Annotated in this window: 22 protein-coding genes; 1 reads left to right on the top strand and 21 read right to left on the bottom strand. The window is 56.1% G+C overall.

Annotation, left to right across the window (positions count from 1 at the left end):
• Positions 1-189: 189 nt before the first annotated feature.
• The 21 genes from galF to QQF33_RS16125 form a co-directional block, all read right to left on the bottom strand.
• Entirely contained in the window at positions 190-1,086 is an 897-nt protein-coding gene (gene galF, locus QQF33_RS16025) for a GalU regulator GalF (protein WP_282493973.1), read from the bottom strand.
• Between the two features lie 177 nt (positions 1,087-1,263).
• The gene (wcaM, locus tag QQF33_RS16030) at positions 1,264-2,655 is read right to left on the bottom strand and encodes a colanic acid biosynthesis protein WcaM (RefSeq protein ID WP_285158138.1); all 1,392 of its coding nucleotides are present in this window, start codon (positions 2,653-2,655) and stop codon (positions 1,264-1,266) included.
• Positions 2,656-2,666: 11 nt separating this feature from the next.
• Positions 2,667-3,887, bottom strand: coding sequence for a colanic acid biosynthesis glycosyltransferase WcaL (gene wcaL / locus QQF33_RS16035; protein WP_285158139.1), 1,221 nt, complete (start codon positions 3,885-3,887; stop codon positions 2,667-2,669).
• Positions 3,884-5,164 carry a colanic acid biosynthesis pyruvyl transferase WcaK gene (wcaK, locus tag QQF33_RS16040; RefSeq protein WP_285144114.1) on the bottom strand — a complete coding sequence of 427 codons (1,281 nt, stop codon included), beginning with the start codon at positions 5,162-5,164 and terminating at the stop codon, positions 3,884-3,886. The genes wcaL and wcaK overlap by 4 nt, the downstream gene beginning before the upstream one ends.
• Before the next feature lie 138 nt (positions 5,165-5,302).
• Complete coding sequence (gene wzxC, locus QQF33_RS16045) at positions 5,303-6,781, bottom strand: colanic acid undecaprenyl disphosphate flippase WzxC (protein WP_285158140.1); 1,479 nt, start codon at positions 6,779-6,781, stop codon at positions 5,303-5,305.
• A gap of 1 nt (position 6,782) precedes the next feature.
• Positions 6,783-8,177, bottom strand: coding sequence for an undecaprenyl-phosphate glucose phosphotransferase (wcaJ, locus tag QQF33_RS16050; protein WP_285144112.1), 1,395 nt, complete (start codon positions 8,175-8,177; stop codon positions 6,783-6,785).
• 145 nt (positions 8,178-8,322) lie between these two features.
• The gene (gene cpsG, locus QQF33_RS16055) at positions 8,323-9,693 is read right to left on the bottom strand and encodes a colanic acid biosynthesis phosphomannomutase CpsG (RefSeq protein WP_285158141.1); all 1,371 of its coding nucleotides are present in this window, start codon (positions 9,691-9,693) and stop codon (positions 8,323-8,325) included.
• A 155-nt stretch (positions 9,694-9,848) separates the two neighbouring features.
• A complete protein-coding gene (gene cpsB, locus QQF33_RS16060; RefSeq protein WP_282493966.1) occupies positions 9,849-11,285 on the bottom strand; it encodes a mannose-1-phosphate guanyltransferase in 1,437 nt (478 codons plus the stop codon).
• 3 nt (positions 11,286-11,288) lie between these two features.
• Positions 11,289-12,512, bottom strand: coding sequence for a colanic acid biosynthesis fucosyltransferase WcaI (gene wcaI / locus QQF33_RS16065; RefSeq protein WP_285158142.1), 1,224 nt, complete (start codon positions 12,510-12,512; stop codon positions 11,289-11,291).
• Entirely contained in the window at positions 12,509-12,988 is a 480-nt protein-coding gene (locus tag QQF33_RS16070) for a GDP-mannose mannosyl hydrolase (protein ID WP_285158143.1), read from the bottom strand. Before QQF33_RS16070 ends, wcaI begins: the two co-directional genes overlap by 4 nt.
• A 2-nt stretch (positions 12,989-12,990) precedes the next feature.
• A complete protein-coding gene (gene fcl / locus QQF33_RS16075; protein WP_282493963.1) occupies positions 12,991-13,956 on the bottom strand; it encodes a GDP-L-fucose synthase in 966 nt (321 codons plus the stop codon).
• A gap of 3 nt (positions 13,957-13,959) precedes the next feature.
• On the bottom strand, positions 13,960-15,081 hold the full coding sequence (gene gmd, locus QQF33_RS16080) for a GDP-mannose 4,6-dehydratase (protein WP_282493962.1): 1,122 nt from the start codon (positions 15,079-15,081) through the stop codon (positions 13,960-13,962).
• A 30-nt stretch (positions 15,082-15,111) separates the two neighbouring features.
• Positions 15,112-15,660 carry a colanic acid biosynthesis acetyltransferase WcaF gene (gene wcaF / locus QQF33_RS16085; protein ID WP_285144105.1) on the bottom strand — a complete coding sequence of 183 codons (549 nt, stop codon included), beginning with the start codon at positions 15,658-15,660 and terminating at the stop codon, positions 15,112-15,114.
• A gap of 15 nt (positions 15,661-15,675) precedes the next feature.
• Entirely contained in the window at positions 15,676-16,422 is a 747-nt protein-coding gene (gene wcaE, locus QQF33_RS16090) for a colanic acid biosynthesis glycosyltransferase WcaE (RefSeq protein WP_285149347.1), read from the bottom strand.
• 16 nt (positions 16,423-16,438) lie between these two features.
• The gene (gene wcaD / locus QQF33_RS16095) at positions 16,439-17,659 is read right to left on the bottom strand and encodes a colanic acid polymerase WcaD (RefSeq protein WP_285158144.1); all 1,221 of its coding nucleotides are present in this window, start codon (positions 17,657-17,659) and stop codon (positions 16,439-16,441) included.
• Entirely contained in the window at positions 17,634-18,851 is a 1,218-nt protein-coding gene (gene wcaC, locus QQF33_RS16100) for a colanic acid biosynthesis glycosyltransferase WcaC (protein ID WP_282493958.1), read from the bottom strand. The genes wcaD and wcaC overlap by 26 nt, the downstream gene beginning before the upstream one ends.
• Positions 18,848-19,336: a colanic acid biosynthesis acetyltransferase WcaB gene (wcaB, locus tag QQF33_RS16105; protein ID WP_285158150.1), complete on the bottom strand. Its 489-nt coding sequence runs from the start codon at positions 19,334-19,336 to the stop codon at positions 18,848-18,850. Before wcaB ends, wcaC begins: the two co-directional genes overlap by 4 nt.
• A gap of 2 nt (positions 19,337-19,338) precedes the next feature.
• Positions 19,339-20,181, bottom strand: a complete 843-nt coding sequence (gene wcaA / locus QQF33_RS16110; protein WP_285144103.1) for a colanic acid biosynthesis glycosyltransferase WcaA — start codon at positions 20,179-20,181, stop codon at positions 19,339-19,341.
• 105 nt (positions 20,182-20,286) lie between these two features.
• Positions 20,287-22,449, bottom strand: a complete 2,163-nt coding sequence (gene wzc / locus QQF33_RS16115; RefSeq protein WP_285158145.1) for a tyrosine-protein kinase Wzc — start codon at positions 22,447-22,449, stop codon at positions 20,287-20,289.
• A gap of 2 nt (positions 22,450-22,451) precedes the next feature.
• Positions 22,452-22,895, bottom strand: coding sequence for a low molecular weight protein-tyrosine-phosphatase Wzb (gene wzb / locus QQF33_RS16120; protein WP_285144101.1), 444 nt, complete (start codon positions 22,893-22,895; stop codon positions 22,452-22,454).
• A gap of 6 nt (positions 22,896-22,901) precedes the next feature.
• A complete protein-coding gene (locus QQF33_RS16125) occupies positions 22,902-24,041 on the bottom strand; it encodes a polysaccharide export protein (protein ID WP_282493954.1) in 1,140 nt (379 codons plus the stop codon).
• Between the two features lie 693 nt (positions 24,042-24,734).
• Here QQF33_RS16125 and QQF33_RS16130 point away from each other — a divergent pair.
• Positions 24,735-26,318: a TerC family protein gene (locus QQF33_RS16130; protein WP_282493953.1), complete on the top strand. Its 1,584-nt coding sequence runs from the start codon at positions 24,735-24,737 to the stop codon at positions 26,316-26,318.
• Positions 26,319-26,509 lie beyond the last annotated feature (191 nt).

The raw sequence follows: 26,509 nt of genomic DNA on the forward strand, positions 1-26,509 counted from the left end.
TTGTCGTCCTTATCGCCCCCAGAAACAAGTAGAAATCCTTATCAAGTAGTCCAAAAAAACAACAGGTAACTCATTGTAATTCTGGGACTTTAAAAGCAAAAAACGGCAACTATCAATCTTGAGGATTCTGCTTCGCTCAGGATGACGGTTGCCGCTACTTTGCTCGTGGCGCTTAACAGGACTGAAGAATCACTCGCTCGTCAGCATCTTCTCAATGCTCTTCCGGAACTTCGCCCCTTCCTTCAAGTTACGCAGCCCGTAGTTCACGAACGCCTGCATGTACCCCATTTTCTTACCGCAGTCGTAGCTGTCGCCGGTCATCAGCATCGCATCAACGGACTGTTTCTTCGCCAGCTCGGCGATTGCATCAGTCAGCTGAATACGTTCCCACGCACCCGGTTCTGTTTTTTCCAGTTCGGCCCAGATATCAGCGTTCAGCACGTAGCGACCCACCGCCATCAGATCGGAAGCCAGAGTCTGCGGCTGATCGGGTTTTTCGATGAACTCGACGATACGGCTCACCTGCCCTTCTGAATCCAGCGGCTCTTTGGTTTTAATCACAGAGTACTCGGACAGATCCCCTTTCATGCGTTTTGCCAGCACCTGGCTGCGGCCCGTTTCATTGAAACGCGCGACCATAGCGGCCAGGTTGTAACGCAGCGGATCGGCAGACGCATTGTCCAGAATGATATCTGGCAGCACGACGATAAACGGGTTGTCACCCACGATAGGGCGAGCACAAAGAATGGAGTGTCCCAGGCCCAGCGGCTGCGCCTGGCGAACGTTCATGATGGTCACCCCTGGCGGGCAGATAGACTGCACTTCGGCCAGAAGCTGACGCTTAACACGCTGCTCAAGCAGCGCTTCGAGTTCGTAAGAGGTGTCGAAGTGGTTCTCTACCGCATTCTTGGATGAATGGGTCACCAGAACGATTTCTTTGATCCCTGCAGCAACAATCTCGTCAACGATGTACTGAATCATCGGCTTGTCGACGATCGGTAGCATTTCTTTTGGAATCGCCTTCGTGGCTGGCAGCATATGCATGCCCAGACCCGCTACCGGAATGACTGCTTTCAAATTAATCATTATTTCTTCCACCTTAAAATGGTTGCCGAATTATAGCTGTTAAACCTATTTTCGCCAGCATGTTTTGCGGTAATTCTGGACCTGATGGTACGCTTTCGACCCACAAAATACAGTAGTTGTTGTCCGAATACGTCACAGTTTTGCCCCAGAATAATCGCAAAATGGCTGGCGCAAAACCTATCTGTGGGGCAATTTGAAGTTCAACCTCTCCACATTCACCACCTGCTGATCCACCCGGTCGATATCCACCGAACTCTGCCCTTTCTCATTCACAGCGTGGATGTTTGCCAGCGACAGCAACGTCTCGTCTTTCGCCATAAACTTGCCGCGCACGTCTTTGCGCAGGTCAAAATTCATCTTCAGCGCGGGTCCGACGGTCGCTTCCTGCATCACTTTGATGTTCCGCAAAAACAGGTGCTGCGGTTTGTTGTGCAGTTCAAGCGTAGCACGCTGCATCTCGACGTTGGTGATGGCGACAAATGAGGTCGCATTGCCGGACGAAATCTGAATGCCGCGCAGTTTATACGCCAGCTCACGATTATCCAGGTGGATGTTGTTGAGCCTGAAGTTCTGCGGAATCGACAGATAGTCGCCCTTAATCACCCCGTAACCGATCAGCATCCCGGCGCTGTTGACCATCTCGACGTTGTCGATGACAAAATTATCGCAGCCGTATATCGCCACCGTCGCGTTATCAATCCCCGCTTTCTTACTGAAATCCGGAGTGATGTTTTTCGCTTTGACGTTACGAATAATGAAGTGTTTACCGTTCTCGACGTGAACCAGCTGGCGGCAGTTACTCCCGGTGATGTTCGCCACCACAAAGTTCTTCACGGTCTGCTTTTCCGGGTAGTCGTTATCGTACGTACTCCCGGCCAGGCCGATGCCGATCCCCCAGTTAATCTTCCCGTTGGTGCAGTTGATGTTGTCGATGACGTGGTCGGAGATCAGGATATTGCGATCGTTGATGGCCACGTTCCACTCGATCGCATCGCCCTGCAGATGGCTGAAACGGCTGTTGGTGATCCGTGCCCCGTCGACCTGATTATGGAATCCCTGCCGCAGAATGGCGTAGTTGGCCTGCGACACGCTGATGTTGTCGATCAGCAGATTACGCATGACGCGCGGTTTTTTACCGCCGATGTAAATCTGCGTCACCGGGCCAAAGCCGCTCATCGCCAGCCCCTGGATCACACAGTCAGAACCGCGCACATCCAGGGTGATATTTTCCGTGCGGCCCTGCCCTTCGCCGATCACTTTGCTGCCTTCCTGCAGCACGAAACGCCCGCGACCGTTTCCGGTCAGCGCTCCGCGGATCAGCAAGGTTTTGCCGTCGGGAATAAAAATCCCGGTGTTGATGTTCTCGCAGGTGAGTCCCGCCGGGACCACCACCGTGTCGCCATCGACGAAGGCCTGCTTAAAGGCCGCGATCCAGTCCTTACGATTATACTGGCTAATGTCGACCGTCCCGCCCCCCGCCGCCCGCGCAAGGCGGGAGGTGAGCAGCGGCGTCGCGGCCAGCAAAGAGCAGGAGGTCACGAAAGAGCGTCGGGTTATTTTTTTCAGCATACCACCTCGGCTTATAGCGTTTGTAACAGGCTCGCTAACTGACGATTTATCACCTGCTGATTAAATTCGGTTTCGACTTTTTGCCGCGCGTTGTGCAGCACAGGGGCCAGCGCCTGCTGATCGATATCGCTGAACGCCGCCAGTTGGTCGGCCAGCGCCGAGGCGTTATTTTCCGGCACCAGCCAGCCGGAATGGCCGGGCTCGATCAGCTCCGGAATACCGCTGTGCACGGTGGACACGACCGGAATACCGACCGCCATCGCCTCCATTAGCGCAACGGGGATCCCTTCCATATCGCCGTCTGCGCCGGTGACGGACGGCAGTAAAAACACATCTGCTTCGTCGAGCATGGCTTTGACTTCGTGGCTCGGTTTAAAGCCCGGCATCTCCACCACGCCTTCGAGCTGATATTGTTCGATCAGCGTGCGCAGGCGGCGCTCCCACGGGCCAATCCCGAGGATGCGATAGTGGAAATCCACCCCGCGCGACTTGAGCTGACGGCAGGCTTCGATCGCCACGTGCAGCCCTTTTTTCTCGGTGAGACGCGCCACGGAGATGATCTGCAGCGGTTTGCCCGGCACTTTCACAGGGCGCTGGGTGAAGCGCTCCATGTTCACCCCCATTCGCGACACGGTGATTTTGTCGGACGGACAGCCCATGGTTTTCAGCCGTCCGGCCCACAGGTCGCTGATCGGCAGCATCATGTCGCCGCGACGAAACAGCTGCTGATATTCACCGGTGTAATGGTTCAACACCTCATGGCTGGAGATGTCGATCCCGTGGAAAATGGTCGCGATTTTGCCTTCAATAACGCCCAGCTCGCGCAGCTTTGCCGCCGTGACGCCTGCCGGGCCAAAGTGGGCGATAAACACATCGGCACGAAATGGCCGCGCGGTTTGCCCGCGAATCGACGAGAGGATCAGGTTGCGCGACTCCGCGCCGTAGCGCGACACATTCAGCGCCCGCCAGGTCGAGGGACGATGCAACCCGCACAGCGTCCGGGTTGCACGGTAGCGCAGCTTCGCAAGACGGCCCTGCGGCTCATCCTGCAGCCAGCGGGTTTTCGCCGCAAGATCGTACTGCGTCCAGGCCGCATGGGTATTCTGCGTATCTCCCTTTTGCAGGGCGACAATCTCCACGTCGTATCCCATATCGATAAACGCGGTGATTTGGTTGAGCACAAAAGTTTCAGACGAGAGCGGGAATTTCAGTAAGAAGAATCCAACCTTCATTTGCCCTCCCCGATGCGGTCGAGGACGGATTTGACCATGCTGATGCCGTTTTCGCGTTCCGCTTTCACCGCGCGCGCCAGGCGTTCGTTGACCTCCGGAAGCTGACCCAGCGTATCGCCGACCATCGCGCCCAAAGAACCGTCGAGCAGATGGCGAATATCCACCGCCATCTCTGGCATGCCGAGCTGCTGCATGATGCCCGCCGATTTGTGTTCGTAGTTGATGGCAATCGCTGGCGTACCAAAGTTCATGGAGATAATCGCCGAGTGCAGGCGCGTGCCCACCGTCAGGTCGCAGGCGGAAAGCAGTTTGCCCATCTCCAGGTCGTTGAGTTCGTCCATCACCACGTGATACCGCGACGGATCGTTTACCAGATTGCGCAGGTTCAGCGCCACCATGCGGTCATCTTTGTTATAGCTGTCGATCCCGGTACAGGTCGAGAGCGCCAGCACCTGATACCCGCTGTCGAGCACGCGATTCACCACTTCGGCAAACGCCTGTTCGTAGGCGGCCTGGGTGGTTCCCAGACGCTTATCAAATGGCGCCAGTTCGCGCAGGGTGATGGCGACGGTTTTCTGCTTTGCTGCCACGTTCAGCCAGTGCTGAACCGCGTAGCTGGCCTCGAAGTTGTCATTCTGATGATCCACCAGCCAGGCCGTATCCACGCCGTGTTCCACTTTCGACGTATCAATTTCGCTGCGTTTCATCAGATCGAGGCTCACGGATTCCCGCAGAATCAGCGCGTCGCAGTGACCAAAAACATAGTTTGCCAGCTGGTTAAACTGCGGATCCTGGAACGGCCCGACGCTGTGACCAATCATAAACAGCGGTTTTTTCGCCATGAACGTACAGAGCGCATGTTCAAACTGCGGCACGCCGTACAGATCGACAAAGAAGGATCCGCCGACCTGGATAATGGCGTCGTAGCCCGACAGCAGGCGCACAAAATCGGTAAAGCCCTGCGCGATGGCGATATTGCGCAGCTTGCCGGTGTCGGTCACGCGCGACAGCAGCACCTGATGCTGATAGCGGCGACGCAGCACTTTCTTCACGCGCCCCACCACGCCCGCCGCGGTGTTGTGCTGTTTCATCTGGCTGTAGAGCGGATCGCCCATCACCGGGCGATTGAGTAACCACGATGAGCTCACCGGGTAGCGGCTCATCACATCCACTTCTGTCTCAGGCTCAAGGGTGTTAATGGCATCCAGCAGACCGCGCAGAATGGCGCTGTCGCCACGGTTGCCGCAGGTATGGTTGCCCAGAATCAATAATTTCATAATGACCTCTAAAAGGGGTTCTTCACATAACAGGTGCGGCCTGATGCCCTCACCCCGGCCCTCTCCCACAGGGAGAGGGTGAAAAATGCACGGACTATCCCCTCTCCCTTTGGGAGAGGGTTAGGGTGAGGGGGAAAATCACCCCGCCCTCAGCAACGTCTTCATCTTCTCGCTGCGACAAAACTGGCGCTTCATCTCCACCACCAGCGCATTGCGGGACAGCACAATCATCACCCCAAACGCCAGCGCCCCGGCGGCGATCTGTACCGCCAGCAGTACGCCCAGCGGCAGATGGCCGTTGAGCACAATCCCTAATCCGTAGCTCACCGCGAGCGTCGGCAGCGACAGGTAGAACGGCAGCCACAAACTCAGGATGTACTGACGATAGCTGGAGCCCAGCACCGGTTTAATCATCACGAAGTAGCTCAGCACTGTGTTGACGATCTGCACCAGCAGGAAGCCCAGCGTCACGCCAATCGCGCCCGCCGTCTGGCCGCCGACGATAATCGCCGGAATAAACAGGAAGGTTTTAAACACGTTGAATTTGAAGCTGATATCGACGCGCGCTTTCGCCATCAGCAGCGACCCGATCGGATTGCCGACGGAGCGCAGCAGGCCCACCACGCACAGCAGCTGCAGAATCGGGATGATCCCGCTCCACTTCTCGCCAAACACCAGCGGAACAAAGTTGTTGGAGACCACCATCAGCCCGAGCAGCGCCGGGAAGTTGATAATCCCCACCACCGACAGCAGCTTGTAGAAATTCACGCGCAGCTTTTCCGTGTCGTCCTGAATCTTGGCGAACGCCGGAAACAGCACGCGGGTGATGATTGGGTTGAGCTTCATCGGCGGGACAACCGCCACGTTGTACGCCAGGTTATAGCCCCCCGCGACGCTCGCCCCGAGAATACGCGCCAGTACCAGGGTGGAGAGGTTAGTATTCACGTAGTTAATGATGCTGTCGGCGGTCAGCCAGGCACCAAAACGCAGATTGGATGAGACCGACGCCAGCGAGAAATGCAGGCCTGGACGGTAAATCTTGCGGCCAAAGAACCCGAACAGCAGCGTGCGCACGGCGGTGTTGACCAAATACCCGAGGATCGCCGTTAACGCCAGCGGCCAGAAATGAGCGCTGACGACGGTGAAGGTAAAACCGGCCAGCACCGAAGTGGTCTCGATCATGCCGATTTTGTTGAACTCCAGCTCCTTTTGCATCAGGGCGCGGAACTGCTGGCCGTGGGGGATCAGCACAAAGGCAAACGACAGCGTGCGGATCAGCGGCGCGAGGTCCGGGTTATTCAGCACATCGCCGATAACATCGCTCAGCAAAAATACCCCCACGCACACCGCGATCCCCAGCCCGACGTTGAGCCAGTAGAGAGTGGTGAGTTCAAGATGGCTAATCTCTTTGCGCTGAATGATCGAGTTGGCAATCCCGAAGTCCGACAGGGTATCGGCCAGGGCGATAATCACTAATGACACCGTCAGCAAACCAAACTGATGGTTATCAATAATGCGCGCCAGCACCGTCATCTGCACCAGCCCGAGGCCAATGATGATGATGGTTGCCATCGCCGACCACTTGGCCCCGCTGATGGTTTTTTCACGTAAGCTCATGTTAGTAGGCCGCTTTGTTGACAAAACCTTTGAACACCGTCAGAAACACGATCTTGATATCGAACCAGACGCTCCACTCGCGGATGTACTCCAGGTCGAACTCAACGCGTTTTTCCATTTTTTCCAGGGTATCGGTTTCCCCACGCCAGCCGTTGATCTGCGCCCAACCGGTAATGCCCGGCTTCACTTTGTGACGCAGCATGTAGCCTTCAATCAGCGCGCGGTACTGCTCGTTATGCGCCACCGCATGGGGACGCGGCCCGACAATCGACATCCCGCCGGTCAGCACGTTGATAAACTGCGGCAGTTCGTCCAGAGATGTGCGGCGCAGGAAGTTCCCCACGCGGGTCACGCGCGGATCGTTCTGCGTGGCCTGGGTCACGACGCTGTCGTTTTCCATCACCTTCATGGAGCGGAACTTCCACACCATGATCGGCTTGCCGTCCATCCCGTAGCGGGTCTGGCGGAAGATAATCGGGCCGGGCGAGGTCATTTTGACCGCCAGCGCAATCCCGCATAGCACCGGGGAGATCAGCAGCAGAATCAGAGAAGAAAGGACGATATCTTCCGCGCGTTTCAGCAGTCGGTTAATCCCGGAGAGCGGCGTGTCGTACAGGGGCACCACCGGCACGCCGTTCACCTCTTCAATCCGCGAGTGCAGGATGTTGAAGGTAAAGACGTCAGGGATCAGGATCACCGAGCAGGTGGTGTCGGCGAGTTCGCGCATCAGGTATTTGATGCAGGACTCTTCACTCATCTTGAGGGCGAGATAGACGTTATGAATTTTGCCCGCGCGCGCATCTTCGATCAGCTGCTCGTAGTTGCCCGCCCAGTCCGAGGTCACACCGCCCGGTTTGGCGTCGTGATACACCCCCACCACGTCAAAGCCCAGCCACGGCTCTTTGCGAAAACTGTTCAGCAGCGCCTGACCCACGGGTAAATCCCCGGCCACCGCCACATAACGCTTGTTATAGCCGCGATTGCGCAGCCACCCGGCGAAGAAACGAATCAGGGAGCGGCAAACCACCATCCCGACGCTGGTTAACGCATACCAGCACAGATAGGTTTTGAGGCTGTTATCGAAGTCACTGCTGAATGCCACCAGCCCGGCGCTGAAGATCAGGCTCAAGGTCCAGTTTTGCAGGAGGAGCATCAGCTCGGTGGTCATTTTGACGCCGCGGTAAGAGCGGTAAAAATCCGTCATCCCGCCAATCATCTGAAAGACCACCAGCGCCAGCAGCGCCATCAACAGGTGCATGTATAAAAACGACAGGTTGCTTAGCTGACACACGACCCACAGCCCACCGAACATGATGGTGATGTCAGAAAAACGCTGCACCATAGAGATTAACGATGCATTCGTTTTGGCTCGCTCGCGCTTTTTTAGATTTGTCATCGTTGTTCCTGTTTGAGTTTCCCGTAACCCCTCACCCTAACCCTCTCCCCAGAGGGGAGAGGGGATCGCTCGGTGCGGTCTTTCCCCCTCGCCCCTCTGGGGAGAGGGCCGGGGTGAGGGGAGTGTCACGGGCGACGAAATATCATTACGCCTTCAACAGCGCCAGAATGTCCTGCGTTCGTGCCTCCATCAGCGGGACGTCGGCGCGCGACTCCACGTTCAGGCGCACCACCGGCTCCGTGTTCGACGAGCGCAGGTTGAAGCGCCACTGCGGGAACGACATGCTGATCCCGTCCGTGCGGTCGATCTCCAGCGCGTGCAGGGCAAAGTGTTGCTCCACGCGGGCGATGGACTCGGCGGGTAGTTCCAGTTTGCTGTTGATCTCGCCGCTCGCCGGGAACGCCGCCATACGGTCGCGGACCAGTTCGCCCAGGGTCTGCCCTTTCAGACACAGCAGTTCCGTCACCAGCAGCCACGGGATCATCCCGCTGTCGCAGTAGGCAAAATCGCGGAAATAGTGGTGGGCGCTCATTTCGCCGCCGTAGATGGCGTCTTCTTCGCGCATGCGCTCTTTGATGAACGCGTGACCGGTTTTCGACATCACCGGCGTGCCGCCCGCGGCGCTGACCACGTCAACGGTGTTCCAGGAAAGGCGCGGGTCGTGGATGATCTTCGCTCCCGGATTTTTCTCGAGGAAGGCTTCCGCCAGCAGGCCGACGATGTAATACCCCTCGATAAACTGGCCGTTCTCATCGAACAGGAAGCAGCGGTCAAAATCGCCGTCGAAGGCGATGCCCATATCCGCGCCGTGTTCGATCACCGCGTTGCGGGTGTCGTCCCGGCACTCGGGCAGCAGCGGGTTAGGAATACCGTTCGGGAAGTTGCCGTCCGGGGTGTTGTGAACTTTCACGAAGGTGACCGGGACATTCAGGGCTTTGAAGCGCGCTTCGAGGGCATCCACCACCGGACCGGCCGCGCCGTTCCCGGAGTTGATCACCAGCTTCAGCGGGGTGATGTTTTTGACGTTGATGTAGCCGAGGAGATGGTCGATGTACGCTTTGCGCAGGTCGATCTGCTGGTAGCTGCCGCGCGCGGATTCGTTCACCGGCGGGAAATCGTTGGCTTCCGCCAGACGCTGCACGTCGCGCAGGCCGGTGTCACCGCTGATCGGACGCGCCCCTTCGCGCACCAGCTTCATGCCGTTGTAATCCATCGGGTTGTGGCTGGCGGTCACTTCGATGCCGCCGTCCACGCCCAGGTGGAAGGTGGCAAAGTAGATCTCTTCGGTACCGGACAGGCCGATATCCAGCACATCGACGCCCGCGTCCTGTAGCCCTTTCGCCAGCGCCAGTTTCAGCGCTTCACTGGTCAGGCGCACATCGCCGCCCAGCACAATGGTTTTCGGTTTCAGGTATTCGCCGTACGCGCGGCCAATGCGCCACGCAATGTCTTCGTTGAGCTCTTCGCCTAATTTGCCGCGAATATCGTAGGCTTTGAAACAGGTTAATTTATTCATGGTTTTACCCTTTTTCAGGCAACAGTCGGCCTTGGCTCTAAAATGAGCCTTATTAATTGGTGTCAAATTCATTGCCCGGTGGCGCTTCGCTTACCGGGCCTACAGTCCCGTAGGCCGGATAAGCGCAGCGCCATCCGGCGAACAACGCGCTCGGGCTAAACCCGCCCGTACCGGTCCTGGAAGCGGACGATGTCATCCTCTTCCAGATAGGAGCCGGAGCGCACTTCGATCAGATCGAGAGGAATTTTCCCCGGGTTTTCCAGGCAATGGGTCGCGCCCAGCGGGATGTAGATAGATTCGTTTTCACCGAGCAGCTTGACCTCGTCATCAATGGTGACTTTCGCCGTGCCCGCCACCACCACCCAGTGTTCGGCGCGGTGATGGTGCATCTGCACGGAGAGCCCCTCGCCCGGTTTCACGGTGATGCGCTTCACCTGATAGCGTTCGCCCGCGTCGATGGAGTCATATTTGCCCCACGGACGGTAGACTTCGCGGTGAATGTGATGCTCATGACGGCCATCGGCTTTGATCTGTTCGACGACTTTTTTGACGTCCTGTACGGAATTGCGATCGGCAATCAGCACCGCATCTTTGGTCTGCACCACCACCAGGTCTTTGACACCCACGGTGGTCACCAGGCCCGATTCCGCATAGACATAGCTGTTTTCGGTTTTGTGGCTGATGACGTCCCCATGGTGGACGTTGCCTTCCGCCGTATGGGCGCTGATTTCCCACAGAGAAGACCAGGAGCCGACATCGCTCCAGCCCGCATCCATCGGCACCACTACCGCATCCGCCGTGCGCTCCATCACCGCATAGTCCACGGACTCTTCCGGGCAGGCGAGGAACGCCGCTTCATCCACGCGGATAAAGTCGAGATCCGGATCAACCACCGCCATCGCTTTTTCGCAGGCGCGGAGAATATCCGGGCGATATTTTTCCAGCTCTTCCAGATAACGTCCGGCGCGGAACAGGAACATGCCGCTGTTCCAGTAATACTCACCGCTGGCGACATAGGCCTGCGCGGTTTCCAGATTCGGTTTCTCGACAAACTGCGCCACGTTAAAGGCCACGCTGTCGCCCTCGCCGGTGGTCACGTCGCCGCGACGAATGTAGCCGTAGCCGGTTTCCGGGAGATCCGGCACGATGCCGAAGGTCACCAGTTTGCCGCTTTCGGCATACGGAATAGCGGCGCGCACCGCGTCGCGGAAGGCATCTTCCTGCTGAATGACGTGGTCCGCCGCCAGCACCAGCATCAGCGGATCGCAATCCGGGCTGCTGCGCTGGGCGGCCAGTGCCGCGAGGGCAATCGCCGGAGCGGTATTCCGCCCCGCCGGTTCCAGAATGATGTTCTCGGTCAGCTTGTTGAGCTGACGCAGCTGTTCGGCAACGATAAAACGGTGCTGCTCGTTGCAAATCACCACCGGGCTTTCGCACTCCACGCCGTTGAGGCGGGAAACCGTGGTTTGCAGCATGGTGAGTTCCCCCTTCAGGCAGAGGAACTGCTTGGGATAGAGCACGCGGGACAGCGGCCACAACCGACTACCAGAGCCACCCGCCATCACCACCGGGTACAATTTATTCTGACTCATGATTCATCCCCGTATATCTGCAATAAATTGGCTAAGCACGTTCTCTTTTTCGAGCGTGCGTTCGGCATATTCACGTGCCACCGTGTTCTCTTTCGGCATCGCGAGCGCCTGTTCGATCCCGGCCACCAGCGCGGTCACCGACTCCGGCTCCACGCAAACGGCGATCCCCGGGAAGCTGTCGCACAGCTGGCCTAATTCGGTTTCCGGTTCGGCGGTGATCACCGCGTTGCCGCCGACGGCCAAAATGTTGGTCAGTTTGGACGGCAGCACCGCATCCGCCGCACCGCGCTTTTGCACGACCAGGTGGCAATCGCCCATCTTCAGCAGGGCTGGCAGCGCCTCGTAAGACTGAAGCGGGAAAAATTTAACGTTGTTCAGGCCGCGTTCGCTGACCATTTTCTCCAGCCGGGCTTTACCGCCGCCCTGCCCGACAATCACAAACATCCACGGATGTTTATCCAGCTGCTGCGCGGCGTCGATAACGCTCTCCAGCCCCTGTTTTTCCCCGATGTTGCCTGAGTAAAGAATGATTTTTTGGCTCTCAGGCAGACCGAGCTGCACACGTAACGCCAGCGCATCGCTCTCCGCGACGTCGCGAAAACGCGCCACTTCGGACCAGTTCGGGAAGAAGATCACTTTCTGCGCCGGAACGCCCTTCTCCTGCGCTTTGTTCATCATTGAGCGCGAAATCGTCGAGACGTAATCGACGTTGTGCAGGCCGCTGCGCTCAAAGGCGCTCGCCAGTTTCGCGACTTTTCCGCCCTTGCCTTTCCCGGCCATTCCGAGGCCGAGCATGGCATCGACTTCGTAATCCTGAATGTGCAGCAAGGTGCGTGCGCCGGAGAGTTTGCCCAGCAGGCGCATGCCTGGCGTGCAAAACAGGGTTGGCACCACGCCGATAATGCGATCCGGCTTCCAGCGACGCTGCGCCATCAGCGGGAAGAAACTGCTCAGAGCAAAGCTTCCCAAATGCAGCAGGCGTTTCAGGGTCGAAGGTTGTTTTGGAACATACAGCGGGCAGCGCCAGACGGTCGCGTCTCCCTGCTCGCGGCGATAGCGCCAGCTGGAATAACGTTCGCCGACCTTCCATTCCGGGTAGTAAGGCGGGGCCGTAATGACCCGCACCTCGTGGCCCTGACGGGTCATCCACTCCACCATCTCACCGGTGTACTTACCGATGCCGGTGAGTTCCGGCGAATAGTTGATCCCGTAAACGAGGATTTTCATAGGCCCGGCACCTCAGCCTGACGTTCCGCCAGGAAATAGGCGCGGCTGTTGTCGTGAACCTTATCACTCGCCAGCAGCGCGGCCTTCTCCAGCCAGCGGTAATCGTCGTGCTGAGAATCAGGCAGACGCAGGTCTGCCTCACTCACTTTCAGGCGAAAACCCAGCACCACGTAGTGGGTGCTGAAACCGGTGCCGGAAAAGTTATCGTCATAGAAGTGCTGCCATACTCCGTAAAACTGGCCTGCCGCCATCGGCAGACGCAGCCCCAGCTCCGCGAGAGTGAGACGCTCGAAAGCATTTTCTAAGCTCTCATCTTTCTGCACGCGTCCTCCCGGCACGAACCAAAACCCTTGCGCCGGGCGATTGGTACGTTTGCCGAGCAGGAACTCGCCGCGCTCGTTTTCCACGATGAAATCAATGGAAATCAGCGGAGTGGAACGTACTACCGTGGCAAAATCTTCCTGACTTAAAAACATGATTACCCCCGGAAGCGGTGCTGGTTTTCCAGGAACCACTGGTACGTACTCGCCAGTCCCTGTTCGAGCGACACTTCGTGATACCAGCCGAGCTGGTGCAGACGCGTCACGTCCAGCAATTTACGCGGTGTGCCGTCGGGCTTGGTAGCGTCGAACACCACGCGGCCTTTGTAGCCGACCACCTGCGCGATGGTCTGCGCCAGTTCACGAATGGTGCAGTCCACGCCGGTACCGACGTTGATGTGCGACAGCATCGGCTCGGTGTTCTCGGCCCAGACCTCGCGGTCCAGCTCCATGACGTGAATGCTGGCGGCGGCCATATCATCCACGTGCAGAAATTCGCGCATCGGCGTCCCGCTGCCCCACACCACCACATCCGGGGTGTTGGCGGCGGTCGCTTCGTGGAAGCGGCGCAGCAGCGCCGGGATCACGTGCGAGTTGCTCGGGTGGAAGTTATCGTGCGGACCGTACAAATTGGTCGGCATCACCGAGCGATAATCCCGGCCATACTGGCGGTTATAGGACTCGCACAGTTTGATCCCGGCAATCTTGGCGATGGCGTAGGGTTCGTTGGTCGCTTCCAGCGTCCCCTGCAGCAGTTCGCTCTCGGCGATCGGTTGCTTAGCCATCTTCGGGTAAATACAGGATGAGCCGAGGAACAGCAGCTTATTCACGTTGTGCAGATGCGCGGCGTGAATGATGTTGCTCTCGATCATCATGTTCTCGTAGATGAAATCCGCTGGGTAGCTGTTGTTGGCGACAATGCCGCCCACTTTCGCCGCTGCCAGATACACCTGATCAATGCGTTCGTTGGCAAAGAACTGCTGAACCGCCTGGCCGTCGAGCAGGTTCAGCTCGTCGCGGGTGCGGACAATCAGCTCCGCGTCGCCGCGCTGTTCCAGCTGACGGACGATGGCGGAACCCACCATCCCCCGATGACCGGCGACAAAAATACGTTGTTTGGTCATGACTCAGGACTCCAGCGCGATGGCAACCTCGTAGCCATGGGACTTCAGCAGGGAGTGTTTTTTCGCTGCTTCGAGATCGTGGGCAACCATTTCAGAGACCATCTCCTGGAGAGTGATTTCCGGTTTCCAGCCCAGTTTTTCGTGCGCTTTGGTTGGGTCGCCGAGCAGGGTTTCCACTTCCGCAGGACGGAAGTAACGCGGGTCTACCTGAACGATCACATCGCCTGGTTTCACGCCTGGGGCATCGTGACCGGTGACAGACACCACCACGCCGCGCTCTTCAACGCCGGTGCCTTCGAAGCGCAGTTTGATACCCAGCTGTGCCGCCGCCATTTCGACGAACTGACGCACGGAGTACTGCACGCCGGTGGCAATCACGAAGTCTTCCGGGTTGTCCTGCTGCAGCATCATCCACTGCATTTTCACGTAGTCTTTTGCATGGCCCCAGTCACGCAGGGAGTCCATGTTGCCGAGGTGCAGGCAGGATTCCAGGCCCTGAGCGATGTTGGCGATCGCGCGGGTGATTTTGCGGGTGACGAAGGTTTCGCCACGACGCGGGGACTCGTGGTTGAACAGGATGCCGTTACAGGCGTACATGCCGTAGGATTCGCGGTAGTTCACGGTGATCCAGTAGGCGTACAGTTTGGCGACCGCATACGGAGAGCGCGGGTAGAACGGCGTGGTCTCTTTCTGTGGGATTTCCTGCACCAGGCCGTACAGCTCAGAGGTAGATGCCTGGTAGAAACGGGTTTTCTTTTCCAGACCGAGGAAGCGAATGGCTTCCAGCAGGCGCAGGGTGCCCATGCCATCGACGTCTGCGGTGTATTCCGGGGATTCGAACGAGACTGCCACGTGGCTCATGGCGCCCAGGTTGTACACTTCATCCGGCTGCACTTCCTGCAGGATACGGGTCAGGTTGGAGCTGTCGGTCAGGTCGCCGTAGTGCAGATGGAATTTCGGGTTTGCGGCATGCGGATCCTGATAGATGTGGTCCACACGCTCGGTGTTGAACGAAGAGGCACGACGTTTGATGCCGTGAACTTCGTAACCTTTTTCCAGCAGAAACTCCGCCAGATAAGAACCATCCTGCCCGGTAACGCCGGTGATGAGAGCGACTTTTGACATGTTTATTTTCCTCTGTACTTATCTCAGAAATTATTCAGTTTCAACGCGTTCGCGTATCACCACTGCGGGGTTGCCACGGCAAATCTTATTTGCCGGTAGCGATTTAAAAACGCTGCTGCGGGCACCAATAACCGTGCCATCACCAACAGAAACGCCAGGCGCAACAAAGACATCTGTTGCCAGCCAGCATTTTTCACCAATCACAATTGGCGTGGCGTTAATATCAAAATGCTGACTCATAAAATCGTGACTGCCGGTACACAAATAACACTTCTGCGACACCACAGAATGTGCACCGATGGTAATCTCGCCCAGGGTATATAACACTGCGTCATCGCCCACCCAGGCATAATCCCCGAGGGTTAATTTCCAGGGATAGGTAATTTTAACTGACGGGCGAATCACCACATTTTTGCCAATTTTTGCGCCAAATAAACGCAGCAAAAAGGCGCGCCAGCGATACAGCACCTGCGGAGACCAGGCAAATAATGTTGCCTGCACGGCCCACCACAGCTGCACCTTAATTCCATTTCCACCGCGAAAACCTTTCGGGACGGTAAAACCACTGAGATCCTGCATTACATATCCTTATATTCAGGCTTTGTTATATAAGGCTTTCGTTTTGCCCGTCGTTCTCAGGCGCAATAAATAGGACAATTCCGCCCAGAAGCCCGGCACGCGTAATATATTGCGCTGCACTTTTTTGGCATCCTGGCATAATTCAAGATTATTCGAGGTTGACACGCCGCCCATCGAGAATTCCGACACCAGCCCTTTAATCCGGCGGAACGGATAGCCTGATTTATACAGACTGGCGGCCAGGGCATAATCGGATGACACTTTATATTGCAAATCGTAGGGATGTTTTTTCAGCCCTGCCGTCGGGAAGAAAATCGCCTGATGGCTGGCCGGTAAACTGTGGTAGATATACCAGCCGCTTTTCGCGCTACGACGAATTTTATTGCCATCGCCGAAATCCAGCAGCGCATCGCCGATAAACATCGCGTCGTCTTTCTGGCGCGACAGCTGACGGGCAAACAGCGCCACGTCCTCATGAAACACATCGCCGGAATTCAGGAAGATTGCATAGCGCCCTTGCGCCATCTCGATGCCTTTGTTCATCGCATCGTAAATGCCTTTATCTTTCTCGCTGATGTAACGTAAGTTGAACTCACCGTTGAGTTTTTCCAGAAACTCTGCCGTGCCGTCGTTGGAGCCGCCGTCCACCACAATCCATTCAAAAGTGAGGCTCGGATCGCGTGCCAGATTGCGCAGCGAGCGCCAGGTTTTTACCACCCCGTCGTGATTGCGAAAGGCGACAGTAATAACGCTAAGAAACATAAATCACCTCATTTCGTCATACGTGCGTAATATTCAGCGCTTTGCGCAGAATAAACGGGCAGACAATTAAGAATGCATATTCCGGGCTAAATATTGACCCGGTAAAAAACAGCGACACCGGCGTAAAAAGATAAAGCTGAACACGATAATTCTGATTATCACCAAATGCGTTAATCATCATTTTGAACACTTTAAGCAGGTACCAGGCTGTTAACAGCACCGCGAACCAGGAAAAGTAAATAATTAACAGATACAGACCATTGTCTATGGTTTTACCGACATCCGCACCGTTAAAGATTCCGAATGATGCAACATATTCGTAAAGTGAGCCAAATCTGACGACGCCATCAATATGGGTTAAAGAATACCCAACCATCACCAGCGGGCCAATAATGCGATAATAAGATGACGACCCTTCCGTTCCTAAATCACCGAGACGGGTGGCGATGTAGGGGAAGGCAAAAACAATACCCACTAAAAATACGGTTAGCGAAATAATGGCTAAGGGTAGTTTTTTCTTAATCGCATCTTTATTCAGGTACTGAAAGGCCCATTCCAGCAGGTAAAACAAGATAAATGTCATTACCCCAGAGAAAGAACCTGACAGAACAATCCCTGCAAGAATCATAGCATCGGTCTTAGGCGTTTTGATACCAAACTGTTTGATGCTGAGCCAAATTGAGATTAGTGCCAGAGCAAAAAACGCCGGTTCAAAATAGAGCGCCGTGGTTCGTTTGCCGCCGAACTTAATGAAGTTCAGAACATAGCTATTACTGTAAATCAGATATTTCGAAATCATCTCCATCAGGCTACTGCCGCCGGTCAAAATAATTTGCGCCATTTCCATCGCAGCCAGCATGACAATGAACGCAACGGCAATATAAAAGAACCTAAGGATTTTCCGATAATTGTGCGGAGAGATTGTTTTAAAGCGAATACTCCAGACCATGCCAATAATAATGACGATATAGACAAATAACATGGTGGAGGTGACGTACTTGCTGGCATCCAGCGACTGACCAAAAATGTAGTTAAATGCCGTTAAGCCAAAACCCAGCCCTAAGGCAATCATCAGCTTCTTAACGCTAATCTTCTCGACATACAACAGCAGCAACAGCGGTAAGAAGGTGACGATGGTAATCGGGAAGCTTTCGCCCAGTTGGGCAATTTTGACGTTAACCAGCAGATAGATCAGCGGCAGCAGCAGGTAACTACAGATTCTGATAGAACGAGACATACTCCTCCAGCATCTGTTCACCGCTGTAGGCCTTGCGGCTGCGGTTGCGGAACGATTCCAGGCTGGTGTTAAAAACAGCCTGCGCGATCTCGGCTTTTGGCCGTTGCACCAGCGGCAGCACCTCGTGCTCGCTGAAGGTTTTCCCGCCGGATTTTTCCAGCACTTCGCGCGCGGCGTCGCTGTGGGTGGCGATCACTGGCACGCCGATGGAGAGCGCTTCGCACAAAATCAGCGGATAGTTATCCACCCGCGAGCTGAACACCAGCCCGTCCATGCCGTTCAGGGCGCTCATCAGCTTGCGTTTGTCGGTTTCGAAGCCGTGGTTAATCACGTTCGGCCCTTCAAACGGCGAGAACTTGCCGAAGGTGTGCAGCTCGATTTTGTCGCCCAGCGCCATCATGTCGCGCACCAGCTGCTGATTGGTTTTGCCGTCATAGCGCAGGTCGTGAGCGACCACCGCGATTTTCGGTTTACCCGGCGTGACGGCCACCGGCGTCAGTTCCGCCAGAATCTCTTCCGTCGCCACATCGATCCCGTTATTGATAATTTTGCAGCGGCCCGCGCCGTAAAGACTGTTAAACGCGTCCGCCACGTGCTGGCTCGGGGAGATAAAGTGGCAGCCCAGCGCCAGCATGTCGCGGAACAGCTGACGTTTTCCCGCCACCAGCTGATGGGCGCGATCCACTTTCACCGGCGGATAGTTGGCGAGCGTCGGACATTTCTGGCAGTTCGTTTTCCAGCCTTCACAGCCGTCGGTGAAGGCGCAGCGTCCGGTGACGCTCCAGTGATCGTGCAACGTCCAGACAAAGGTGGTGTCCGGCTTATGCGCCAGCACGTTTTCACAGAAGGCGACCACCTCTTCCAGTTTCAGCCAGTAGCTGTGCAGAACGTGGAAATGGAGAACCACCGGCCCTTCGCTCCGCGTCACGGTGCGGTACAGGTTATTAAGATTGCCAAACAGATCGCGGTTGAACAGACGGAACAGCGCGATGTTGGCAATCGAGGTCAGACGCGGGGTCTGCTTGAGAACGTGCGGGTAGTTATCGTGGCTGACACTTTTCTTGCCGCCCTTGCCGTAACCGTACACAAAGCGGGACTGAAGCCCTTTTTGCAGCGCGCGTTGATGCAGATCCAGCGCCACACCGGCCGCCCCGCCCTCTGCGAGACGGACGTTAAATTGCAGAATATTCATTTGATGACCTTCACACGGGCTTTTTCACCGACCACCAGGGCGTTATCCGGGATGCTGTCCAACACCACGCTGCCCGCGCCGATGGTGACGTTATTGCCGACGGTAATATCGCCAATCATCACCACGTTCGCGCCGAGCTCGACGTTGTTGCCAATCACCGGGCAGGCCAGACTTTCCGGGCCGCGGTTGCCGAGGGTGACGCCGTGGCGAATAGTGAAATCGTCACCCGCGACGACGAATTTATTGATCACGATCGCGTAGCCGTGGTGAATGGTGAAACGGCGTCCGATGGTCGCCGCCGCCTGGATTTCGTAGCCAAACAGGCACTCGGTGATGATGCGGTACAGCACCAGAACCGGTGCCGCCCAGAGATTATTGAGCACATTCTTTTTGCGCCAGACGGAGCAGAAATGCGCGACCCGGTAGGCCAGAACCATGCAGCACGGGCGAAGGCTCCAGCTGTTCGCGCGGCAATCTTCCAGAATCATTATTTCCCCCGAAGCCCGTCAGCCAGACGCTTGGTGTTGCGCACGGAAAAGAGCGTCAGCAGCGTGCGCCAGTTCATGCGCTTATTGCGGATCTGATACAGGGTAAACAGCTGATACTTTCGGCTGGCGCGGTCGAATTTGTCTTTGTGTTTGCGGTAAAAGTGGAAATAGCCGGAGAATTTTTTCGGCGACGAGGTGATCTGCATTTCGCCATGATTGATGTGCAGGATCTGCGTGGCGTCATCCACTTTCCACGGCTCACCGTACTCCATCACCATGCGCAGGAAGATGTCGTAGTCCTGCGCCGCTTTCAGTTCTGTATCGAACAGGCACTCTTTGAAGCGCCACGCCCAGGTAAAGACCTGGTTGCCGATGATATTGCGCTTGAAAAACAGACGGCGCGAGTACGGCGATTTCGGGTACAGCGGCAGGCTGGCCGGTTGCGAATAGACTTCGCCCTGGCAGACATAGTCGTTGGCGTACAGAAACGCGTGGGTCACCAACTGCTGTTTGTGCGACAGGAAGATCGACAGACGGTTGGGCGTCCATTCATCATCGTCATCGATGCCGGTCAGAAACTCCCCTTTGGCCTGCAAAATCGCCTGATTGCGCACCGCGCAGGCCCCGGAGTTGATGGCGTTATGGGTGTACATCACGCGCGGGTCGTTCAGCTCGGTAACGAATTTTTGCAGCTGCTCGTAAGAGGAGGAGCAGTCGTCGACGATGATCAATTCCCAGTGGTCGTAGTCCTGACGTAAAACCGATTTAATCGCGCGGATCGCCAGCTGCTGGCGATTCCAGGTCGGCATATAGATGGAGATCAAAGGGCGTGGTGTTGTCATTTTATTCCCCGGATGGCTTGTTGCCCTCACCCCGGCCCTCTCCCACGGGAGAGGGGGATTGAGTTCCCTCTCCCTCTGGGAGAGGGTTAGGGTGAGGGAAAACGATTATTTACTGTCAGACTTATATTCGTACTCGTAATACCCGTAATCCTGGTATCCGGTCGCGCGGCGGAAGATGGAGTTCAGAATCACCCCTTTCACCTCGATGCCGTTCTGCTCGAAGCGGCTCAGGCTGGTTTCCACCTCTTTCAGGGTGTTCACCGCGTAGCGCGCCACCATCAGCGTGGTCCCGGCGTGGCGACCGACTATCGCGGCATCCGTCACAGCCAGAATTGGCGGGGTATCGATCAGCACCAGGTCGTAGTGTTCGCTCGCCCATTTCACCAGCTGAGTGAAACGCTCGCTCATCAGCAGTTCGGACGGGTTCGGCGGCACCTGACCGCGCGGGACGAGGTCGAAGTTGGTGATCGACGTCGGCTTAGCGCTCTGGCTGATCTCCCCTTTCCCGAGCAGGATTTCCGACAGGCCGTTGACGTTGTTGGTGCCAAGCAGCTCGTGGGTATAGCCTTTACGCATATCGCAGTCGATCAGCAGCACGCGCTTGTTGGTCTGGCTGATCACCGCCGCGAGGTTGGCACAGACGAAGGTTTTCCCGATTGACGGGCTGACCCCGGTGAGCATCAGGACGTTGTTTTTCGCCTGCATCATGGCGAAGTGCAGGCTGGTACGCAGGCTGCGCACCGCTTCAATCGCCAGATCCGTTGGGTTACCCACCGCCAGCAGCTGGCTCTGTTTGTAGCGTTTGATCCCTTTGACCGTTTTGACGCTATCGCGCGATTTCTGCCATTCCGACAGCGGAATACTGGCGTACACGCTGATACCGTTCTCTTCCAGCACCTGCGGGCTTTCGATACCGCGGTTGAACAGGGAGCGCAGCAGCACGCCAACGATAGAGAGCATCAGACCGAGAATAATGCTGCCGAGAATAATCAGCGCTTTCTTCGGTTTCAGCACGCCGGGCTGAGTGATGGCCGGGTCAACGATACGCACGTCGCCGACGGTACTGGCTTCGGTGATTTTCAGCTCCTGCTGTTTGTTCAGCAGTTGCATATACACCTGCTGGCCGGACTCCACATCGCGCGTCAGACGCACAATTTCCTGCTGAGTTTTCGGCATCGCCGTCACGCGGTTGTTGAGTTTGGATTTCTCATCTTCCAGCGCCTGGCGTTTCTCCAGCAGCGTGCGGTACGCCGGGTGGCGTTTGGTGTAGAGCTTGGAAATTTCCGCTTCTTTAAAGGTCAGTTCGTTCAGCTGCGCGTCGATGTTGACCATCGAGTCGAGCACCGATTTGGCCTCCAGCGGCAGATCGACGGAGTCTTTCTGCTGGCGATAGGCGTTAAGCTTGTTTTCCGCATCGTCCAGTCGGGTGCGCACTTCCGGCAGCTGTCTGGCGAGGAACGCGAGGCTTTTCGCCGCCTCTTCCGATTTACGCTCCACGTTCTGCTCAAGGTAGTTGCGGGTGATGCTGTTCAGAACGTTGCGGATCATCTCCTTATCTTCACCGGTAAAGCTCAGGCTCAGCACGCCCGTATCTTTGCCGTTCTCGGTGACGGTCAGGTTGTTTTGCAGGTTGTTGATCATCCCGAGCGTCGAAAATTTGCTGACGGTAAACTCCCCGCCGTCCGCCGCCTGAATGGCGCTGACCATCATGCTGACGCCGTTTTTGGAAAGCATCTGCCCCACTTCACCGCGGGCGCTAAAACCGGCATCGCTTTTCAGTTCATACTGCTTAGGGCTGAGCACGGTCAGAGTGAAAACCTGATCCGCCGTGCCTTTTGGCAGGGTAAAGCTGGTGACTTTGACGGTGTCGTTTTGACGGCCCATCAGACGGTCCCAACCCGCGCCAAACACCGGGAAGGTGTTTTTGGTGACGGCGATGTCGAGATCGAGATCGTCCACGGTTTTACCGAGCACCATGCGCGACTGGATCAGCTGGATTTCCGCATCCGACGCCGGGGGCTTATTCGCCAGCGCCGAGCCGATGTCCTGCACCAGTGAATTGCCGGAGTTCTGCTCGATTTGCACCAGCGCATCGGCGCTATAGATAGGCGTGGCGAACAGGGTGTAGATCACCGCGGCGAGAGCAAAAACCGCCGTAATGCCCAGCACCCACCAGCGCGCCTCGACAATCGTCCCGACCAGACGACCAATATCAATTTCATCACTGCCCGAGATCGGGGCGGCAGAAGGTTTTGTTTTTTCTGTCATTGTTATCCCTGCTGAACTTTCAGTGCCTGCGCCCACTGTTGGGCAGACTGGTCTAGTAAGGTATAAACCGCCTCAAATGCCTCACGGCTCTTGCGATACGGATCGGGAATTTCACGTTCGCTGTCCCAGTGACCAAACAGCATCACTTTCCCGCGCATCTCCGGCGCGATTTCGCACAGCGCGTTGATGTGACGTTTTTCCATCGCCAGGATCAGGTCGTATTCCCGGCACATCCGGCCAGAGACCTGGCGGGCAAAATGCCCGGCCAGAGAGAGGTTGTGCTCCTTTGCCACGCTCGTTGCGCGCTCATCCGCCCCTTTACCCACCAGCGCTCCCAGCCCTGCGGAGTCAACGATAAGGTCGGGCTGATACGCTCTCAGCAACCGTTCAGCCGTGGGGGAACGGCAAATGTTCCCCACGCACACCACCAGAATTTTGTTAAACATCGCGGGTTACCAGGTATGAATGTCGCGCGCCGTGTCCGTCATGTAGCGAACGCCACTGATGGTTGGCAGCAACTGGTTGATCAGACGGTTCCAGCGTGTGACTGGGGCGGTAGTGACGTAGACCACATCGTATGGCTGGAGACGGAACTCGGTCGCCATGACCAGAGAGGTCGCATCGGACATATCCAGCTGGTAGATGTTAGCAATCTTGCCTTTCGCGCTGCCCTCGCCTTTCAGCGGACGGATCACGAAGATGCCGCTGGCGTTCGACGCCGTCAGGTCCAGACCTTCCGCATTGCCCAGCGCTTCGGTCAGGGTCATGCCGCTGAAGTCCATCTTGAGCGTGCTCTGTTTTTTCACTTCGCCCATCACGAACACTTTCAGATCGTCATTGCGTGGGACAAACAGAATGTCGCCCGGATAGAGCAGACGGTTCTGGCTCAAATCGCCGTTCTGCATCAGCGCCTGGAGCGAGATGCGCTCCTCTTTACCGTTGTGCGTCAGCACCACGTTGCGCCAGTCGGCCGCGTCCGTTAAGCCGCCCGCGGTGTTGATGGCGTCGAGAATGGTCAGCGGCACGTTGGTGATCGCCTGCTGGCCCGACTTATTCACCTGGCCGGAGACGTAGGCTTTCTGCGAGCGGAATGCGGCGATATTAACGTCCACCTGCGGATCAGCGATGTACTGCGCTAAGCGGCCGGTAATATCACTACGAATTTCTGCGAGGGTTTTGCCCACCACGTGGACTTTGCCGATGTAGGGATAGAACATGGTGCCATCGGGCTGCACCCAGTTACCGGTGTCGCTGGAGCTACGATATTGCCCGGCAGGGGTGGTGAGTTCCGGGTGATCCCAGACGGTGACGCTGACGACGTCGCCCGGCCCCACGCGGTATTCATAGGAGGCAATCTCCTGGTCCAGAGACATATTCGGCTGCGCCACATTCGGGCGCGGACGTAATTGCTCGACGATGCGCGGTGTTAATGGGTAAACATTCACCATTTTGTCGAGATCAAAATCAGCATCCTGTTGCTTGATCACATCCTTGCCCATTGTCGACATATTGCTGCCGGGAAAGACCGTACAACCACTCATCAAGGTCACAGACACCAATAATGGCATCAATTTCATTTTGGATTTCATCATTGATTATTTATCACTTTGGCAGAGTAATTATCCTGTGCAATTTAAATAAACGCGGATTGTTTGGACAATCAGAATGCAGTTAATAAAAAAGAAATATAACTGGCATCAGTCCTAAAAAACGCTTATTCATCCATTGGCTATTGACAGAATAATCGAGGCTGATTCACACGCTTTCAGGCACGCTACCGCCCTTGGCTTTCAGTCACCAATCCACTGACGAAACAATGCGTTATGGATAGACACCCTCTTAGATAAGTCTTATGGGATAAATATATCCGGCATTTTCAATGCCTGAGCGGTAATGAATGACCGCTCTTAAGACCGTCACATAAATAGCAGCAAGAAGATTTAACATTTGATGCCTGGAGAATTGTTGCAGCTAACCTAATAGCAGGCAAGGAGACAACCGTCCTAATATTGGTTTTTAAGAATAATATTAAGCGCAAAGTTTTATGGTTTTAGGAATTTCTTTATATTGACAAATTAGGGAGTCAAAACACCGCATGCGATATTTCCTAAATACACCAGCAAACAGATAATTTAACTTTCATATAGAAATAATAAGGTTATTCGCCAGCGATATTTCCCTGTCGCTCATTAAGAGAAATCTCAAGCGGCCATTGCAATTTTCGTCCGCTTTATCCATGATCGAAGTGTGACAAATGTCATATCTTCAGAGGTACTGCTATTACTATGGAATGGATTGCCGATCCATCAATCTGGGCCGGGCTGGTGACGCTGGTCGTCATCGAATTAGTCCTCGGCATTGATAACCTGGTCTTTATTGCCATCCTCGCCGAAAAACTGCCCCCGGCGCAGCGCGACCGCGCACGCGTAACCGGTTTGCTGCTGGCGATGGTGATGCGTCTTTTACTGCTGGCCTCGATCTCCTGGCTGGTGACGCTGACCGCTCCCCTCTTCTCTTTCCACGATCTGAGCTTTAGCGCGCGGGATGTGATCATGCTGTTCGGCGGGCTGTTCCTGCTGTTCAAAGCCACGGTGGAGCTGAACGAGCGGCTGGAAGGGAAAGACAGCGAGAACCCCACCCAGCGGCGCGGCGCGAAGTTCTGGCCCGTCGTCGCGCAGATCGTGGTGCTGGATGCGGTCTTCTCGCTGGACTCGGTGATTACCGCGGTCGGGATGGTCGACCACCTGCCGGTGATGATGGCAGCGGTGATCATTGCGATCACGCTAATGGTGATGGCGAGCAAAGCCCTGACGCGCTTTGTGAACAGCCACCCGACGATTGTGATTTTGTGTCTGAGCTTCCTGCTGATGATCGGCTTTAGCCTGGTCGCGGATGGCTTTGGCTTCCATATTCCGAAAGGCTATCTGTACGCAGCGATTGGTTTCTCGGTGATTATTGAATCCCTGAACCAGCTGGCGATTTTCAACCGTCGCCGGTTCCTGTCTGCCAATCAGACTTTGCGCCAGCGTACAGCGGAAACCGTTCTGCGCCTGCTCAGCGGGAAAAAAGAGGACGCCGAGCTCGATGCGGAATCGGCGTCTCTGCTGGCCGACCACGACGACAGTCAGATCTTTAACCCGCAGGAGCGGCGGATGATTGAGCGAGTGCTGAATCTTAACCAGCGCTCGGTGAGCAGCATCATGACCTCGCGTCACGATATCGAACATATCGATTTGAACTCGCCGGAAGCTCAGATCCGCGCCCTGCTGGATAAAAACCAGCACACCCGCGTGGTGGTGACCGGCGGCGAAGAAGAGGAAGATTTGCTCGGCGTGGTGCACGTCATCGACCTGCTGCAGCAATCCCTGCGCGGTGAGCCGCTGGATTTACGCGCGCTGATCCGTCAGCCGCTGGTGTTCCCGGAAACCCTGCCGCTGCTCTCGGCGCTCGAACAGTTCCGCAATGCGCGCACCCACTTTGCATTTGTGGTAGATGAGTTTGGTTCCGTGGAAGGGCTGGTGACGCTGAGCGACGTGATGGAGACCATCGCCGGTAACTTGCCGAACGAAGTGGACGAGATCGACGCCCGCCACGACATCCAGAAAAATGCCGATGGTTCCTGGACCGCCAACGGCCATATGCCGCTGGAAGATCTGGTGCAGTACGTTCCGCTGCCGCTGGATGAGAAGCGGGAATACCACACTATCGCCGGTTTGCTGATGGAATATTTACAGCGCATTCCGCAGCCAGGCGAAGAGGTTCAGGTGGGGGATTATGTGTTGAAGACGTTGCAGGTGGAGAGTCATCGGGTGCAGAAGGTGCAGTTGATTCCGCTGCGCGGGGAGGATGATTTGGATTTTGAGGTTTGATCAATTTGCTCTCTGGTGAAATGGTGGAATCGTTCCGTTCACTAAGAGTCCTCTGCTTCCTGTTCGTTCCTCTGCGGTGAACGTGTAAAGGGCGCTCGCCGCCGCGCCCTTTACAATCCCGGCTCCCGGCCAGGAAAATCGCCGCTTCGCGGTGCCCTCAGCTTATTCCTTGCGGCTTTCGGGTCGGGCGC

The sequence above is a fragment of the Lelliottia wanjuensis genome (genome assembly GCF_030238365.1).
Lineage (GTDB): Bacteria > Pseudomonadota > Gammaproteobacteria > Enterobacterales > Enterobacteriaceae > Enterobacter > Enterobacter wanjuensis.

Coding starts and splice junctions, on each gene's coding strand:
- galF (WP_282493973.1), bottom strand. CDS start 1,086: ATGATTAATTTGAAAGCAGTCATTCCGGTAGCGGGTCTGGGCATGCAT.
- wcaM (WP_285158138.1), bottom strand. CDS start 2,655: ATGCTGAAAAAAATAACCCGACGCTCTTTCGTGACCTCCTGCTCTTTG.
- wcaL (WP_285158139.1), bottom strand. CDS start 3,887: ATGAAGGTTGGATTCTTCTTACTGAAATTCCCGCTCTCGTCTGAAACT.
- wcaK (WP_285144114.1), bottom strand. CDS start 5,164: ATGAAATTATTGATTCTGGGCAACCATACCTGCGGCAACCGTGGCGAC.
- wzxC (WP_285158140.1), bottom strand. CDS start 6,781: ATGAGCTTACGTGAAAAAACCATCAGCGGGGCCAAGTGGTCGGCGATG.
- wcaJ (WP_285144112.1), bottom strand. CDS start 8,177: ATGACAAATCTAAAAAAGCGCGAGCGAGCCAAAACGAATGCATCGTTA.
- cpsG (WP_285158141.1), bottom strand. CDS start 9,693: ATGAATAAATTAACCTGTTTCAAAGCCTACGATATTCGCGGCAAATTA.
- cpsB (WP_282493966.1), bottom strand. CDS start 11,285: ATGAGTCAGAATAAATTGTACCCGGTGGTGATGGCGGGTGGCTCTGGT.
- wcaI (WP_285158142.1), bottom strand. CDS start 12,512: ATGAAAATCCTCGTTTACGGGATCAACTATTCGCCGGAACTCACCGGC.
- QQF33_RS16070 (WP_285158143.1), bottom strand. CDS start 12,988: ATGTTTTTAAGTCAGGAAGATTTTGCCACGGTAGTACGTTCCACTCCG.
- fcl (WP_282493963.1), bottom strand. CDS start 13,956: ATGACCAAACAACGTATTTTTGTCGCCGGTCATCGGGGGATGGTGGGT.
- gmd (WP_282493962.1), bottom strand. CDS start 15,081: ATGTCAAAAGTCGCTCTCATCACCGGCGTTACCGGGCAGGATGGTTCT.
- wcaF (WP_285144105.1), bottom strand. CDS start 15,660: ATGCAGGATCTCAGTGGTTTTACCGTCCCGAAAGGTTTTCGCGGTGGA.
- wcaE (WP_285149347.1), bottom strand. CDS start 16,422: ATGTTTCTTAGCGTTATTACTGTCGCCTTTCGCAATCACGACGGGGTG.
- wcaD (WP_285158144.1), bottom strand. CDS start 17,659: ATGTCTCGTTCTATCAGAATCTGTAGTTACCTGCTGCTGCCGCTGATC.
- wcaC (WP_282493958.1), bottom strand. CDS start 18,851: ATGAATATTCTGCAATTTAACGTCCGTCTCGCAGAGGGCGGGGCGGCC.
- wcaA (WP_285144103.1), bottom strand. CDS start 20,181: ATGACAACACCACGCCCTTTGATCTCCATCTATATGCCGACCTGGAAT.
- wzc (WP_285158145.1), bottom strand. CDS start 22,449: ATGACAGAAAAAACAAAACCTTCTGCCGCCCCGATCTCGGGCAGTGAT.
- wzb (WP_285144101.1), bottom strand. CDS start 22,895: ATGTTTAACAAAATTCTGGTGGTGTGCGTGGGGAACATTTGCCGTTCC.
- QQF33_RS16125 (WP_282493954.1), bottom strand. CDS start 24,041: ATGATGAAATCCAAAATGAAATTGATGCCATTATTGGTGTCTGTGACC.
- QQF33_RS16130 (WP_282493953.1), top strand. CDS start 24,735: ATGGAATGGATTGCCGATCCATCAATCTGGGCCGGGCTGGTGACGCTG.